Here is a 15,749-nt window from a genome sequence, read left to right as displayed (position 1 = left end):
GGACAAACGGATAGCCATCCTGTCGGATGGGGATAAAAAGATAAAGGGAATTAAAGATATGTACTTAAAGGTATTTGACGGAAAACGGAATGGGACAACTGTGCAGAGGGGCTACTCTTTGATACAGCTGCTGGTGGTGATGCTGGTGGTTTCGATCTTGGCGACGGTGGCATTTACGGCCTATCGGGAATCGGTCCGCTCGGCCAACCTGCGCGCGGCGCATGCCGCCCTGCTGGAAAATGCGCGCTTTATGGAGCAGTTCTATACGAAAAAGGGCAGCTTTAAGCTGACGTCGACGAAGTGGCCGGAGTTGCCGGTCAAGGAGGCGGGCGGTTTCTGTATCAGGATGAGCGGCCAGGCTAAGGGGATCTTGGAGGGGAAGTTTACTTTGAAGGCGGTGGCGCTGGATAGGGAGGCGGAACCGAGGGTATTGCGCTTGAATGAGTCGCTGACGGCGGTGGTGTGCGGGAAGATGAAGGGGAAGGGAAGCTGTACGGACGGTGAGGAGATATTTAGGGGTAATGATGCGGAGTGTCGGCCTTTTATGGGGTAGAAATCTGATCTAAAGGGAGGATGCGGATAAAGAAAAAGGACGTGCTCAGGCACGTCCTTTGGGGGAAAGGTAGTTTAATTGTTCCGGCTAACACAACCAACCTCAGTTAGCTAAGAAAGAAAATGAAATATTTGGTTTTGTCAGATTAGCACACTATCAATTTTCAGACGGCCCTTTGTTATAATCTTCTCTTTACCTGAACATAAAACAGGCCGTCTTATGGAAGTCATCCAATATCCCAATTCTCCGTTTAAACTCCACCAACCCTTCCCGCCCGCCGGCGACCAGCCTACCGCCATTGCAGGCCTGCTCGAAGGGCTTTCAGACGGCCTTGCTTATCAAACCTTGCTCGGCGTAACTGGTTCGGGCAAAACCTATACCATGGCGAACGTCATCGCGCAAAGCGGCCGCCCCGCCATCATCATGGCGCACAACAAAACCCTTGCCGCCCAGCTCTACGCCGAAATGCGCGAGTTTTTCCCCGAAAACGCGGTGGAATATTTCGTTTCCTACTACGACTATTACCAACCCGAAGCCTATGTGCCCAGCCGCGATTTGTTCATCGAAAAAGACAGCGCGATCAACGAACACATCGAGCAGATGCGCCTTTCCGCCACCAAAAACCTGATGACGCGCGATGATGTGATTATCGTCGCCACCGTGTCCGCTATTTACGGTATCGGCGACCCGACCGAGTATCAACAAATGGTGTTGTCCGTCAAAGAAGGTGACACCATCGAGCAACGCGACATCATCGCCACGCTCGTTTCCATGCAGTACGAACGCGGCGATTTGGATTTTAAACGCGGCAGCTTCCGCGTGCGCGGCGACGTGATTGACGTGTACCCTGCCGAAAGCTCCGAAAATGCCTTGCGCATTAGCCTATTTGATGACGAAATCGACCGCCTCGATATGTTTGACCCGCTTTCAGGCAGCCTTATTCAACGCGTCGGCCGCTACACAGTCTTCCCGTCCAGCCACTACGTTACCCCGCGCGACACTGTATTGCGCGCCTGTGAGTCCATCAAAGAAGAATTGCGCGAACGCATCGAATTTTTCGCCCGCGAACAACGTCCTGTCGAACAACAGCGCATCGAACAGCGCACCCGCTTCGACCTCGAAATGCTCTACGAAATGGGCTTCTGCAAAGGCATCGAAAACTACTCCCGCCACTTCTCCGGAAAAAAAGAAGGCGAACCGCCGCCCACGCTGATGGACTACCTGCCCGACAACGCCATCATGTTCATCGACGAAAGCCACGTTACCGTCACCCAAATCGGCGGCATGTACAAAGGCGACGCATCGCGCAAGCAAAACCTCGTGGACTACGGCTTCCGCCTGCCTTCCGCCCGAGACAACCGACCGCTCAAGTTCCACGAATTTGAAAAAGTCATGCCGCAAACCATTTTCGTTTCCGCCACCCCCGCCAAATACGAAGAAGAACACGCCGGACAAGTAGTCGAACAAGTCGTCCGCCCCACCGGGCTGGTCGATCCCCAAATCATCATCCGCCCCGTCGCCACCCAAGTTGATGACTTAATGAGCGAAATCAACGACCGCATCCAAAAAGGCGAACGCGTGCTCGTTACCACCCTCACCAAACGCATGGCGGAACAACTCACCGACTATTACAGCGAACTCGGCATCAAAGTGCGCTACCTGCACAGCGACATTGATACCGTAGAGCGTGTTGAAATTATTAGAGATTTGCGGCTCGGATTGTTTGACGTACTCGTCGGCATCAACCTCTTGCGCGAAGGCTTGGACATCCCCGAAGTCTCCCTCGTCGCTATCCTCGACGCTGACAAAGAAGGCTTCCTGCGCTCCCACCGCAGCCTGATTCAAACCATAGGCCGAGCCGCGCGCAACGTGAACGGTGTCGCCATCCTGTACGCCGACAAAATTACCGATTCCATGAAAGCCGCCATCGATGAAACCGAACGCCGCCGCGAAAAACAGATTAAATTCAACGAAGAACACGACATCGTGCCGCAGCAGATTAAAAAACAGGTCAAAGACATCATCGACGGCGTGTACCACGAAGAAGACAGCGGCAAAGGCCGTCTGAAAGGCAAAAACAAAGTCAAAGTCGGCGAGATTCACAATGAAGAAGACGCGATTAAAGAAATCGCCAAACTGGAAAAAGCCATGCAGCAGGCAGCTAGGGATTTGCAGTTTGAAGAAGCGGCTGTGTTGCGGGATAGGATTCGGGGGATTAAAGAGAATTTGTTGTTTTAACTGTGCTATACTTTCAAAAATGTTATTTCTCACAATAAATACCTTATTTATGGATGATAAACAAAATGCATGGTTATAATGATTATCCACCACATTTGTTTTATAAAGGGACAGTAAAAATATCTGTTATTTTGGAGCAAGCGCAAAGAGATACAAATGGTATAAATAAACTTAATAAAGTTCACGAGTTATTTGGAACGCCCGCTGTTGGGCTTGTTGCTAGGATTCGTAGATACATAAATGGGGAAGCTTTAAAAATGCCAGAAGCAATAAATAATGAAAAATATCCATTTAAAGCAATTAAATATGCTCACTGTACCGATTGGGATAAATTCAATGAAGAAAATGGTTCTATTAATGATTTAGCTCATTTACGTGCTTATTTTTGGGATTGCAACCCATATGGTGAGGAACTAATGTGTATTACACATTTTTTGAGAAAACAAACAGAAAAATTACATCCAAAAGATACAGAAATTTCTTTGCAAGAAAAAGATAAATTCGAAAAAAATGGATTCAGTTATGAAGACTAACGTACTAGCTTTAAGTAGTAGAAGTGAATTTGATCAAGCAGTATATCAAGAAGATATTCTTATTGAATTGTCAGAAAGACTGGCTCTAGAGATGGAATATGCCCAAATCCAACCTGAGGAATTGCAAAAACTGTTAGGGAAAAATGAGGCATATGTGACAGGTTTATTGGAGGGCTTTGCTAATATTAGATTAAAAGAATTGGCAGATATTTTTTCTGTTTTTAATAAATATGTTAAGCTTATGCCTGCTTATGAAGGTCAAAAAGTTTGCTATTTAGAAGATAGTAAATTTAATACCGTGAAGTTAAATATTAATCCTGAGGTAAAGATAGCTGAAGACTTTAGAAATTTCTCCATTATAAAACATAATGATAACACGCAAACGATATCAAAATTAGTTAATGTTACAGTTAATAATAATTTTAGTTGCAACTCTGAGTTTCAGGGAATTTTAGAAAGTCAGTATATTGGAAATTCATTACCAAATAATCAGCATCAAATTCAAGATATTATCTGTGGAAACAATTCTTTGGTGAGTAATGTAAAATGAATGATATTAAATTATCAAATAAATCAATATTTTTTAAAGATTTATTTTATAAAACATCCTTAGACTCAATATCAAGAGATGATATTGGCGGTGGAGAAATGCAAATTCTTGCACAACCACAAATAGAAAAGAAATCTGATACAGAGTTTAAAGTTACTGCAATTGCAGATGTGTCTAGCACAAGCAAAGAGTTCATTTTAACAGCGTCTATTTGGGTTAAATTTGAATTTAGCTTGGTGCATGCAGAGTTACCAGATGATGCAAAAATAAAAAATGTTGCACAAGAAATCTTTGAAGATTTAGTTTATAAATTTATTCAGGAGTTCACAGAACGAACGCCTTTTCATATGACTACTAGCAAGCCGTAGCCTGTATCTCCACCAACCACGTTGCGTGGTTGCGCCATACTCTACTTGCAGGTGGCACAAAATTTAAAACCGACGTGTAGTGTATGTGCGGTACGCACGCACGCGTTCTTTTCCGTTCAAACCATTATTTCAAACTTTCAGAAGACCTCAAATGTCGTCTGAAAACTTTTAGAATAAAGGCCGTCTGAAATCCAGTTTTCAGACGGCCTGATTTTTTCTTAATTCAAAGTGTTAGCAGTCAAACTCTGCAATTACCGGTGTGTGGTCGCTGGGGCGTTCTTGGGCACGGGTTTCTAGGTCGACAGTGACGTCGGTAAGGGTGGCGGCGAGTTCGGGGCTGCTGAGAATGTGGTCGATGCGCAGGCCGAGTTTGCGTTGGAACATGGCGCCGCGGTAGTCGAACCATGTGTAGAACGCGCCTTCGGGGTGGATTTTGCGTAGGCTGTCGGTCAGGCCGAGGTCGAGTAGGTTTTTAAACCATTGTCTTTCGATGGAGGAACAGTGGATTTTTTCGTGCCATTTTTCGGGGTCGTAGCAGTCGGCATCGGCCGGGGCGATGTTGAAGTCGCCGAGCAGGACGAGTTTGGGGTGGGCAGCCATTTCGGTGCGGACAAACTCGGTCAATGCGGCAAACCATTGTTCTTTGTATTGGAATTTGGGGCTGTCCAGGGCTTCGCCGTTGACGCAATAGACGTTGATGACGCGCACGCCGTTGATGGTGGCGGCGATGACGCGGCGTTGCGGGTCGTCGGGGAGGGCGGGAAGGCCGCAATGTACGTCTTGCGGCTCGTGGCGGCTGATGATAGCGACGCCGTTGTAGGTTTTTTGGCCGCTCCAGACGCAGTGCCAGCCCATCATTTGCAGGGCGGCTGCCGGGAATTTGTCTTGATCGAGTTTGAGTTCTTGTAAGGCGAGTATGTCGGCTTGGTGGTCGGCTAGCCAGTTTTGTACTTGGGGCAGGCGGACGTTGAGGGAATTGACGTTCCAAGTAGCGATTTTCATGATGTTTCCGTGTGTGCTGTTGGGTGGGAAGGCGGCGGATTGCGCCTGTGGGCATGGGCGGTATTGTAGCGGATTGGTTTATTTTTCGATATGGGCTGAAAGTGGCAGGCCGTCTGAAAGCTGATGTTTCAGACGGCCTTGTTGTTGTGATATGGAATTATTTGTTTATTCGGCTTGGTCTTTGAGCGTGCGCAGGGTATTGAGGATGGTGGTGGCTTCTTCGGAGATGATGCGGTATTCGATGATGCGGTGGTAGCGTGTGAAATCGATGATGCCTTCGGTGCGCAGGCGTGCGAGGTGGTTGGCGATGCCGGTCGGGGAGGAGTCGAGCGCTTGTGCCAGTTCGGTAATGCTGCGGTCGCCGTTAAGCAGCAGAAAAAGGATGGCCATGCGTTCGGGGTTGGCAATCAGTTTGAGAATGGTAGAGAGACGCTTGATTTCCATATTATTGTTCCTTTTGTCTGTTATATGAATGCTTGATTTGGGTTAAATTTGGATGATTGTAGTTTTTATTAAGATTAACCTTATAATTCAAACTCTTACCTTGCAGTGTACACGGTTTTGTAAAATTTGAGGGCATTGTTTTGCAATTTTTTGTTCATTTTCGATATTTTGCTTCGGTTGCAAAAATGGATTGAAAAGAGACGAAAAGGCCGTCTGAAATGTTCCGTTGCAGATGATTTTGCTGACGGATGTTTCAGACGGCCTTTGATTTGGCTTTAAGTTGTTTTTTCTTTTATGTTTGTTTTGAATCAGCCGATTGATTGTTTTTAAACAAACAACTAGGTTTTATGATTCTATGCTTAGGACTACACGCCAAAGGCTTGTCAGATGCTTGGACGTGTTGTCGAAATGCGACTACTTTTTCTTCCAGCCTGCGGTCATGGCGAAGGTGATGGGGTCGTAGTATTTCGGCAGCTTGGACGGAATGCCTACATCGTTACGGTACACGACGCGGTAGCGGTCGGCGAACCAGTTTGGAACGATGGTGTATTGGTGGCGGATCAGTCGGTCGAGCGCGCGCGAGGTGGTTTGCAGCTCTTGGCGGTTGGTAAAGCTGTTGAAATGGGTCAACAGTTTTTCAACCGCAGGATGACAGACACCGGATAGGTTGCGGCTGCCTTCGGTTTTGGCGGCGGCGCAGCTGAAGTAGTCGTATTGCTCGTTGCCGGGGCTTTCGCTGTTGCCGTAGTAGCCGGTGGTCACGTCAAAATCGAAGTCGTTCATGCGTTTTTGGTACACGGCGGAGTCGGCGGTGCGCACGTTCATGGTAATGCCGATTTTGGCGAGGTCGCTCTGCCATTTGGAGGTAATGCGTTCGTAGTTTTTGCTTGGTGCGAGGAATTCAAAGGTCAGCGGTTTGCCTTGTTTGTCGACTGCTTTGCCGTTTTTGTATTGATAGCCGCCTTTTTCAAGCAGGGCGCGTGCTTTGAGCAGGTTCGGGCGCACGCCCAGTTTGGGGTCGGTAACCGGCGGCATAGGGACGTCTTGATCCAATACGCCGTCGGGCAGCTTGGTACCCAATGATTTGAGCAATGCGGTTTCCGCGCTGTCCGGCTTGCCGGTTGCGGCCATGGTGCTATTGGTAAAGAAGCTGTCGGTGCGGCGGTATGCGCCGTAGAAGATGCGGCGGTTGACGCTTTCGTAGTCGAAGCTTTCAATCAAGGCGCGGCGGACGTAAATATTGTCCAAGGGCTTGTGGCGCATATTGATGACGAAGCCTTGCATGCCGGCTGTGCTGTTTTGTATCCATTCGTGTTTGGACAGATTACGTTTTTTGAGGACTTCGTCGGAGTAGGCGCGCGCCCAGTTGCGGGCGACGTTTTCTTGTACGAAGTCATATTGGCCGCCTTTCAGCCCTTCGATGCGGACAACTTCGTCTTTGACGTATTTGATGCGGATGTGGTCGTAGTTGTAGCGGCCTTTGCGCACGGGCAGATTTTGCGCCCAGTAGTTTTTGTCGCGGACAAACTCGCTGATGCGGCCGTTTTCGGCTTTGGCAAAACGGTAGGGGCCGGAACCGATCGGCAGGCTGTTGGGAGCGGCGGCCAGGCCTTTGGGATAGCTTTTATGCGAGAAGACGGGCAGGCTGCCGAGAATCATGTGTAATTCTGAGTTGCGTTGTTTGAAGCGGAACACGACGGTGCGGTCGTTGGGCGTTTCCACTTTGGCCACGTCGCTCCAGTAGAAGTGGTACATGGGGGCGGCAGCTTTGTCTTTGGTCAGGATGTTAAATGAAGCGGCAACGTCTTTGGCCAAAACGGGGTCACCATTGTGGAATTTGGCTTTGGGGTTGATTTTGAAGGTAACGGAAAGGCCGTCCGGTGCCAGGGCGATGTCTTCGGCAATCAGGCCGTAAACGGCGTAAGGTTCGTCCATGCTTTGCTCGGTCAGGGTGTCGAGCGTCAGCATGCTGATGCCGTATTCGTGGTTGCCTTTGAGGGTAAAGGGGTTGAGCGTGTCAAAAGCACCGAGGAAAGGCGTGGTAAATGTGCCACCTTTGGGAGCGTTGGGATTGACGTATTCGAAAGCGGTGAAGTTGGCCGGATATTTGGGTGGTTGGCCAAGGCCTACGCCGTGGGCGGCAAAGGCGGCAGATGGAATCAAACCGAGCAGAGAGAGTAGGGCTGGTGTTTTCATCTATTTTTCCTTGTAGGTCGAATGTAATATTCAGTAGTGTGCCGATTATAGCAAAGGCCGTCTGAAACTTGATATTTTTGGTTTCAGACGGCATCAGGTTTAAGAGGATTGTTTTTTCGTATGGGCACTGAACTCGGCCAGCGTCATGTTCAAGGTTTCCAAGCAGGGCTGCATGATGTGGTCAACCGTTTGATTGACCTTGTCTTTATTAAGCGTTTGCGGACAGTAGACAAAGAGTTTGAACAGCTCCGCCAAGGCGATGGATTCCGCCCCATTTTCAAGACCCAGCCCTGACGGCCGGAATAGACATAACCGTGCCGCGCCAGCTTTTCCAAAAGCTCGCCCAATTCATCGTAGCCCATATTGATATGCCGTCTGAACTCCTGTACAGGCAATGCCTTGCCGTTTTGCTGGGCAGAATCGAGCAGCAGCAGGATTTTCAATACATCGTCAAAGCGGCCGCGCGCATCCAGACTGCAGCGGAATGCTTCGCCTCGCCAGTAGGACAGGGACGAGGTCAAAACCGCGCCGCCCAATACCAGCGTCCATAACAGGTTGAGCCACAACAGGAAAAACGGTACTGCGGCAAATGCGCCGTAAATCGATTTGTAGCCGTCAAAGTTGCCCATATACCAAGCGAACAAAAAGCGTGCCGTTTCCAAGCAAAACGCTGTTACGGCCGCGCCGACCAAGGCATGGCTGGCCGGCACGAAACGGTTGGGCACAAAGCGGTATAAGCCCCACAGCAGTACCGTAATAAATGAAACCTCGGTTATGACCCTCGGCCATTCCGAGCCGCCCACCACTTGCACCTGACCGATTACGACCGATAGGCCCACGCCCAAAGACAAAGGTCCAAACGTCAGCAACGCCCAATACACCAAAAACTGCATCATCCAAGGCCGTTGCGAATTGACGCGCCAAATCCGGTTGAACGCATTGTCTATCGTCCGAATCAGCATCAGCGAGGTGACGACCAACATCACACTACCGATCGCCGTCAGATTGGTGGCCTTATCGCGGAACGCATTGATGTAGTCAAACACCATGTCCGCGCCCTGCGGTACGATGGTGCGGTTGATGAAAGAGACAAACGCCCCCGACCATTGGTCGAAAACGGGGAAGGCCGAAGCAATGACGACCATCACCGTCAACACGGGCACCAAAGCCAAAAGCGTTGTAAACGTCATGCTTGCCGCTACCTGCGGCACACGCTCTTCACCAAAACGGCGCACGACAAACCAAGCGAACGCCACGCCTTTACTCTTTAAAAAACCTTGCCACCATTGCGAAAACGGCATAACCTTTTCCCACTTCTAAATTGAAACTTTTTCTTTTCAGACGGCCTGAGTATTTAAAAGGCCGTCTGAAACCTGACAGCATTGTAACGGAAACCCCAAATGAACCCAAATCCCCTGAAAATCCTCGTTCTCTTTTATTCCCAAAATGGCAGCACGCGCAACCTTGCCCGCCAAATCGCACGCGGTATCGAAAGCGTGGAGGGATGCGAAGCTGTGTTGCGTACCGTTCCCAAAGTTTCCACCGTTTGCGAAGCCGTTGAAAAAGGCATTCCCGACGAAGGCGCGCCATACGCGACTGCCGACGACCTCAAAAACTGCGCCGGCCTTGCGCTCGGCAGCCCGACACGTTTCGGCAATATGGCCGCCGCGATGAAATACTTTATCGACGGCACCATTCCCCTTTGGCTCGGTGCAGAACTCGTCGGCAAACCTGCCACCGTATTCACCAGCACATCTTCTCTGCACGGCGGCCAAGAAAGCACCCTGCTGACCATGATGCTGCCCCTGCTGCACCACGGCATGGTCATCAGCGGTATTCCATATACCGAGTCCGCGCTTAGCAATACCCAAAGCGGCGGCACGCCTTACGGCGCAAGCCATGTTTCCGGCCACGACAGCAAACCGGCATTGACTGTCGAAGAAAACGATATTGCCTTTGCGCAAGGTAAACGTTTGGCAGAATTGGTACGAAAATTGGCAGATTGATTACCTTGTAATAAAAAGATTAAGGCCGTCTGAAAACCTAATGATATGGGTTTCAGACGGCCTTTTTTAGTCAATTAGGACTAGCTTAAGAATAAATATTTTGAATTAAACGAACTACTTAGAAAATAGTGATTAGAACATAGTTTCATCGGGCTACCTCTTTTTGATAGAATCTGCGACCAAATTGTAAAGATAAGCTAATTGGAGAAGCTATGTCACTACCTGTATTTCCCTATGGCAAATTAAGCTTTGCCGTCAGTCTGGCGCTGTGTTCGGCGTATTCTGTTGCGACCGAAGTAGAAAATACCCAGCCGCAAGAGCGTGTCGATTTACCGACAGTTACCGTCCAAGGTGTCGGAAAACAGACTACTTCCAACTACACCATTCCCGCTTCCTCCGCCGCGACAGGCATCCGCCTGACCCAGCGTGAAACGCCGCAGTCCTTGTCTGTCGTCACTGAAAAACAAATGGACGACCAAGGTTTGGATACCTTGCAGGACGTGTTGAAACAAACACCGGGCGTGTTCCACAGCAAAATGGGCAACAACGTATCCGGCCACAGCCAATTTATTTCGCGCAGTCAGGCGATTGACAGCATTTCCGTGGATGGTGCACCCAAATTCCTTTACGACGGTAAAGCCATCCGTCGCGGCACCAACAATCTGGACAGCACATTGTACGAACAAGTCGTCGTCGTACGCGGCGCAAGCGGTTTGTCTAACGGCGGTATGGGCGAGCCGGGTGGTACGGTTGCTTTGGAACGCAAGAAACCGACTGCCAAGCCAGCCATCAGCGTAGAAGCCGGTGTCGGTTCGTGGAACCACTACCGCTTCGTCCTTGATGCCAATCAGCCTTTAAATGTAGACAATACCTTGCGCGGCCGCGCTATTTTGGTCAGCGACCACGGCGGCGATTACCTGCCGAACACTTCGCGCCACAATCACACTTTCTACGGTACTTTGTCTTACGATATCACGCCGCAAACCCAATGGCGCCTCGGTACGGAAATACACCGTTTCCGCAATACCGGCAGCTCGCGTTTCAGCTACCTGACCGCAGCAGGTTCGCGCCGTACTGGATTCATACCATTTGAGTCTTCGCCGCGCAGCAATTCTTCCGCACGCTGGGCATACGGCAAGGACACCAGTGCTGAAGTATTCACTTCCCTCAGCCATGAGTTTGACAACGGCTGGAAACTGACAGGCAATTACAGCCATGTTTCGGGCAAAAACGACATCGTTTCAGGCATTGCCGGTACATACGAAATCAATCCCGACTATTCCGCGCTCTTTACATCCGACCGCGATCGCAGCAAATATCGTGACCAAGATTTCTCCCTGACTTTGGATGGTCACTATCCTGCATTGGGCCGTTCGCATGAGTTCAATGCGGGCATCAGCTATCAGGACAACAAAGAAAACCTGTCTTTCTATGAAGAAGGCGAATCGACGATTCCTGATTTGCGTAAATTTGACGGCAACATCGCCAAACCCGATATGCCGTATCTGCGCGATGGTTTTTCACGCATGAAAAACCTGTCGGTTTACGGCTCGACCCGTTTCAAACTGACCGACAAGCTCGCCTTTATCGGCGGCAGCCGTTTTGTGGATTGGCGTTACCGTTACAGCACCAGCCGTAACAAATTCGCACACAGCAGCCACAAACAAAACGTTTTCATTCCTTATTTGGGCGTAACCTACGACATCGGTGACAATCTGACTGCCTATGCGTCTTACACCACCATTTTCCGTCCGCAAGTGCGTTACCTGACCAAAGACGGCGCGGCGCTCAAACCACAACGCGGCAAAACCTACGAGACCGGTTTGAAAGCCTCATGGTTTGAAGGCCGTCTGAATGCTTCCGCCTCCGTCTTTATGAACAAACGCGACCATTTGGGCGTGGTTGCAGGCAAATTCGCAAATGGCGAGGAATACTACCGCGCAGCCGACAACACCACAACAAAAGGCGTGGAACTCTCTGTCGGCGGCCGCCTGAGCGACAAATGGCTGTTGAATGCGTCTTATGCACGTTCCAAAATTAAAGACAGCGAAGGTGTTCAACTGCATCCGTCTTACCCGGTTCATTTGTTCAAACTCTTTACCGCGTATGACGTGACCGACCGTTTGAACCTGGGAGCCAACGTCAACTGGCAAAGCCGCAGCCACACGCTGGACGAATACCCTGCAGACATCAATCCGGCCGCCGCCGCCGCGTTGACCCAACGTCCGTACGCAACGCTGGACTTGACCGGTCATTATAAAATCGGCAAATCCACCCGCATCAGTTTGGACTTTGAAAACGTGTTTAACAAACGCTATCGCACCATGCCAGATATTCATGTGTACGGCACGCCGCGTAGTGTAACTGCAACGGTTAAACATACGTTCTAATTGAAAAGAAAAATAGTGCAGGCCGTCTGAAAACCTAAATTATCGGGTTTTCAGACGGCCTGAATTTTTTTCTCATATTGTTTTGATGTCAAACCTGACTAAAACTTGCTCGGTATCTTGAGCAAAGAAATCAAAATAACAGACACAAAAAAGACCGGAACATATCCGGTCTTTTTAATGGTTTCGCACTTACGCTTGGTAACCTTTCGCTTCGGCAAGCAGGGCCAGCAATGCTTCAGTTGTATCCCAACCGATGCAGGCATCCGTAATACTTTGACCGTAAACTTCAGGCTTATCTTGACGGCCTTCAACCAAGTGGCTTTCCACCATCACGCCCATGATGTTTTCTTCACCGGCTTTCAGCTGCGCCGCAACATCACGCGCCACATCCATTTGTTTGCGGAAGTCTTTACGGCTGTTGGCATGGCTGCAGTCCACCATCAGTTTGCTGCTCACGCCGGCTTTTTGAAGCTGGGCAACCGCGTCTTTAACGTGTTCCGCACTGTAATTAGGCTCTTTACCGCCACGCAAAATCGCATGGCAGTCAGGGTTGCCGCTGGTGTGGACAATCGCAGAATGACCGGCTTTGGTTACAGACAAGAAGTGGTGCGGATGGTTGGCGGCGCCGATGGCGTCGATGGCGATTTTCAGGTTGCCGTCCGTACCGTTTTTAAAACCGACAGGGCAGGAGAGGCCGCTGGCCAATTCGCGGTGTACCTGGCTTTCAGTCGTACGCGCACCAATTGCGCCCCAAGAAATCAGGTCGGCGTAGTATTGCGGCGTAATCATGTCCAAGAATTCAGTCGAGGCAGGCATGCCCATCTCGTTCAAAGTCAGCAACAACTGACGCGCTTGGCGCAGGCCGTAGTTGATGTCAAACGTACCGTCCAAGTGCGGATCGTTAATCAAGCCTTTCCAGCCAACGGTTGTACGCGGTTTTTCAAAATACACGCGCATTACAATCAGCAGCTCTTTCTCGTATTTTTTGCGCAAGGGCAGCAATTTTTGCGCATATTCTACTGCCGCCTTAGTATCGTGAATCGAGCATGGGCCGATGATGACCAGCAAACGGTTGTCGCGGCCGTGAACCAAATCCGAAATCTCATGACGTGTTTTATAAACCAAATTGGCAACCTGAGGCGTAACAGGCAGCTCATACAAATGTGCGATTGGAGGGAGTAACTCTTTGACTTCTTTAATCTTAATATCGTCGGTAGGGTGGTGTTGGGACATGATGGACTCTCTTGTTTATTTTTGATACAGGTTACAGGTTTTAGCGAAATTAAACAAGGCTTGATTTTTTGTTTTAGCAATTTTATTCTAAAATTTCTTTATTTCAATAATTTTATAGAATTTAAAATCTATTTGTTTATTAAAATTAAAATTTAATGCCATTAAAAAATTTCATTTATATAATAAAGGGCTTTGAGCTTTTATCAAAATATAGGCCGTCTGAAAAAGTTCAGACGGCCTGAAGTTTTACAGAGACCCAAAAATTGAGAAGCATGGAGACTATCGGTATTGTTCCAGCAAGGGCGAAGAGAAAGGAGTCCAATACACGCCTTTTAGGCCGCTTTCCACCAATTTGTCATTTAGCCAAGTGTTACAAGTATTGAATAAATGATAGCGCCCTTTGGCTTCGTAAAAAGCATCGTTAGATTGATGATGAACTCCTTTTAGCAAGATGGGTTGCCCATTTTCTTGTTGAAAACCGGCCAAGAGTGATTTTGTTAAATTCCTGTATTGCTCAGGCGTGACCAAAAATTTGACGACGTGGCTATTTTCTCGTGGCTCAAAAGAATAATAAGTAATATGAATCAGCGTACGGTTCAGCCCGCTTAATGCCCCTAAGGCATTGGAGAAAGTCAAATCTTTCCACTCAGGCGTGTATAAATAAAAATTGCGTTCCCCCAGCCTAAACCGATATGCGTTATTTGAGGATTAGTAGAAAGAGACCTTTGCAAAATTCCCCAAAATCCCCTAAATTCCCACCAAGACATTTAGGGGATTTCTCATGAGCACCTTCTTCCAGCAAACCGCACAAGTCATGATCGCCAAACACATCGACCGTTTCCCACTATTGAAGTTGGATCAGGTGATTGATTGGCAGCCGATCGAACAATACCTGAATCGTCAAAGAACCCGTTACCTTAGAGACCACCGCGGCCGTCCCGCCTATCCCCTGTTGTCCATGTTCAAAGCTATCCTGCTCGGACAATGGCACAGCCTCTCCGATCCCGAACTCGAACACAGCCTCATCACCCGCATCGATTTCAACCTGTTTTGCCGTTTTGACGAACTGAGCATCCCCGATTACAGCACCTTATGCCGCTACCGCAACTGGCTGGCGCAAGACGACACCCTGTCCGAATTATTGGAACTGATCAACCGCCAACTGACCGAAAAAGGCCTAAAAGTAGAGAAAGCATCCGCCGCCGCCGTTGACGCCACCATTATTCAGACCGCCGGCAGCAAACAGCGCCAGGCCATAGAAGTTGATGAGGAAGGACAAGTCAGAGGCCAAACTACACCGAGTAAAGACAAAGATGCCCGTTGGATAAAGAAAAACGGCCTCTACAGACTCGGTTACAAACAACATACCCGCACCGATGCGGAAGGCTATATCGAGAAACTGCACATTACCCCCGCCAATGCCCATGAGTGCAAACATCTGTCGCCTTTGCTAGAAGGGATAGCCGAAGGCACGACTATCTATGCCGATAAAGGCTATGACAGTGCGGAAAACCGTCAATATCTGGAAGAGCGTCGACTGCAGGACGGCATTATGCGCAAAGCCCACCGTAAACATCCGCTGACGGAAGCGCAAACCAAACGCAACCGATATTTGTCGAAGACCCGTTATGTGGTCGAACAAAGCTTTGGTACGTTGCACCGTAAATTCCGCTACGCCCGGGCAGCCTATTTCGGACTGAGCAAAGTGAGTGCACAAAGCCATCTAAAGGCGATGTGTTTGAATCTGTTGAAAGCCGCCAACAGGCTAAGTGCGCCTGTAGCTGCCTAAAAGGCGGCCGGATGCCTGATTATCAGGTATTCAAAGAGGATTAAGGGGGGTATTTGAGTAGAATCAGAAGCGATTTTGGATGAAAACAGCCGAAAACCTGTGTTTGGATTTCGGCTGTTTGGGGGAAAAGGAATTTTGCAAAGGTCTCAGGAAGCGTGTCTTTCGGATTGACGACATCCGACCAATCAAAAATATCATTCTTCAGCGGCATGACTACATCAGTATGCACGCCGTTACTGACTAAAAATAAAGTAATTTCCCCTTTGGGTTGATCTTCATTAAGCGGCAATGAAGCCATTATCCAAGCAGATAAAAAATACAATAGGGCAAAAATAGGGATGATCAGCACTATTTTGCCGATTTTTTTGAGGATGTGGAGAAAGGAGCGCATTCGTTTTTTAAAGGCGATTAAGTTTGAAGGTATGTATTTTCTATTAAATTTGTACT

General features: G+C 48.9%; 13 protein-coding genes and 2 pseudogenes. 8 read left to right on the top strand and 7 right to left on the bottom strand.

What is annotated here, in order from left to right; translation table 11 throughout:
• Positions 1-139 precede the first annotated feature (139 nt).
• From KCG55_RS03230 to KCG55_RS03210, 5 genes are all read left to right on the top strand, one after another.
• Entirely contained in the window at positions 140-553 is a 414-nt protein-coding gene (locus KCG55_RS03230) for a type IV pilin protein (RefSeq protein ID WP_254323645.1), read from the top strand.
• Positions 554-772: 219 nt separating this feature from the next.
• Positions 773-2,791 carry an excinuclease ABC subunit UvrB gene (gene uvrB / locus KCG55_RS03225; RefSeq protein WP_254323384.1) on the top strand — a complete coding sequence of 673 codons (2,019 nt, stop codon included), beginning with the start codon at positions 773-775 and terminating at the stop codon, positions 2,789-2,791.
• Positions 2,792-2,856: 65 nt separating this feature from the next.
• Entirely contained in the window at positions 2,857-3,324 is a 468-nt protein-coding gene (locus KCG55_RS03220) for a hypothetical protein (RefSeq protein WP_107769084.1), read from the top strand.
• Positions 3,314-3,874 carry a hypothetical protein gene (locus KCG55_RS03215; RefSeq protein ID WP_070460621.1) on the top strand — a complete coding sequence of 187 codons (561 nt, stop codon included), beginning with the start codon at positions 3,314-3,316 and terminating at the stop codon, positions 3,872-3,874. Before KCG55_RS03220 ends, KCG55_RS03215 begins: the two co-directional genes overlap by 11 nt.
• Positions 3,871-4,242, top strand: a complete 372-nt coding sequence (locus tag KCG55_RS03210; protein WP_070460620.1) for a hypothetical protein — start codon at positions 3,871-3,873, stop codon at positions 4,240-4,242. The genes KCG55_RS03215 and KCG55_RS03210 overlap by 4 nt, the downstream gene beginning before the upstream one ends.
• A gap of 231 nt (positions 4,243-4,473) precedes the next feature.
• Here the strand turns inward: KCG55_RS03210 and xth are convergent, their stop codons facing one another.
• The 4 genes and pseudogenes from xth to KCG55_RS03190 all read right to left on the bottom strand — a co-directional run bounded on the left by xth (position 4,474) and on the right by KCG55_RS03190 (position 9,185).
• Positions 4,474-5,244: an exodeoxyribonuclease III gene (gene xth, locus KCG55_RS03205; RefSeq protein ID WP_254323383.1), complete on the bottom strand. Its 771-nt coding sequence runs from the start codon at positions 5,242-5,244 to the stop codon at positions 4,474-4,476.
• Between the two features lie 165 nt (positions 5,245-5,409).
• Positions 5,410-5,688, bottom strand: a complete 279-nt coding sequence (locus KCG55_RS03200; protein WP_070460616.1) for an ArsR/SmtB family transcription factor — start codon at positions 5,686-5,688, stop codon at positions 5,410-5,412.
• A 414-nt stretch (positions 5,689-6,102) separates the two neighbouring features.
• A complete protein-coding gene (locus KCG55_RS03195; RefSeq protein ID WP_254323382.1) occupies positions 6,103-7,884 on the bottom strand; it encodes an extracellular solute-binding protein in 1,782 nt (593 codons plus the stop codon).
• Between the two features lie 99 nt (positions 7,885-7,983).
• Positions 7,984-9,185: pseudogene (locus tag KCG55_RS03190) on the bottom strand (YihY family inner membrane protein).
• Between the two features lie 99 nt (positions 9,186-9,284).
• Between KCG55_RS03190 and wrbA the strand changes: the two are divergent.
• Together wrbA and KCG55_RS03180 are read left to right on the top strand one after the other, a co-directional pair.
• On the top strand, positions 9,285-9,890 hold the full coding sequence (gene wrbA, locus KCG55_RS03185; protein ID WP_254323381.1) for an NAD(P)H:quinone oxidoreductase: 606 nt from the start codon (positions 9,285-9,287) through the stop codon (positions 9,888-9,890).
• Between the two features lie 212 nt (positions 9,891-10,102).
• Complete coding sequence (locus tag KCG55_RS03180) at positions 10,103-12,280, top strand: TonB-dependent siderophore receptor (RefSeq protein ID WP_254323380.1); 2,178 nt, start codon at positions 10,103-10,105, stop codon at positions 12,278-12,280.
• A 189-nt stretch (positions 12,281-12,469) separates the two neighbouring features.
• Here the strand turns inward: KCG55_RS03180 and aroG are convergent, their stop codons facing one another.
• Entirely contained in the window at positions 12,470-13,513 is a 1,044-nt protein-coding gene (gene aroG, locus KCG55_RS03175; RefSeq protein WP_254323379.1) for a 3-deoxy-7-phosphoheptulonate synthase AroG, read from the bottom strand.
• A gap of 279 nt (positions 13,514-13,792) precedes the next feature.
• Positions 13,793-14,235, bottom strand: a pseudogene (locus KCG55_RS03170) (DUF2459 domain-containing protein); the annotation flags it as partial.
• Positions 14,236-14,294: 59 nt separating this feature from the next.
• Between KCG55_RS03170 and KCG55_RS03165 the strand changes: the two are divergent.
• Positions 14,295-15,302 carry an IS5 family transposase gene (locus tag KCG55_RS03165; RefSeq protein WP_254323377.1) on the top strand — a complete coding sequence of 336 codons (1,008 nt, stop codon included), beginning with the start codon at positions 14,295-14,297 and terminating at the stop codon, positions 15,300-15,302.
• 40 nt (positions 15,303-15,342) lie between these two features.
• Here the strand turns inward: KCG55_RS03165 and KCG55_RS03160 are convergent, their stop codons facing one another.
• Positions 15,343-15,651, bottom strand: coding sequence for a DUF2459 domain-containing protein (locus KCG55_RS03160; protein WP_254323376.1), 309 nt, complete (start codon positions 15,649-15,651; stop codon positions 15,343-15,345).
• Positions 15,652-15,749: the final 98 nt, after the last annotated feature.

Source organism: Neisseria subflava, assembly GCF_024205745.1.
GTDB classification, from domain to species: Bacteria; Pseudomonadota; Gammaproteobacteria; order Burkholderiales; family Neisseriaceae; genus Neisseria; species Neisseria flavescens_B.
This window is presented reverse-complemented; position numbering and strand designations above follow the sequence as displayed.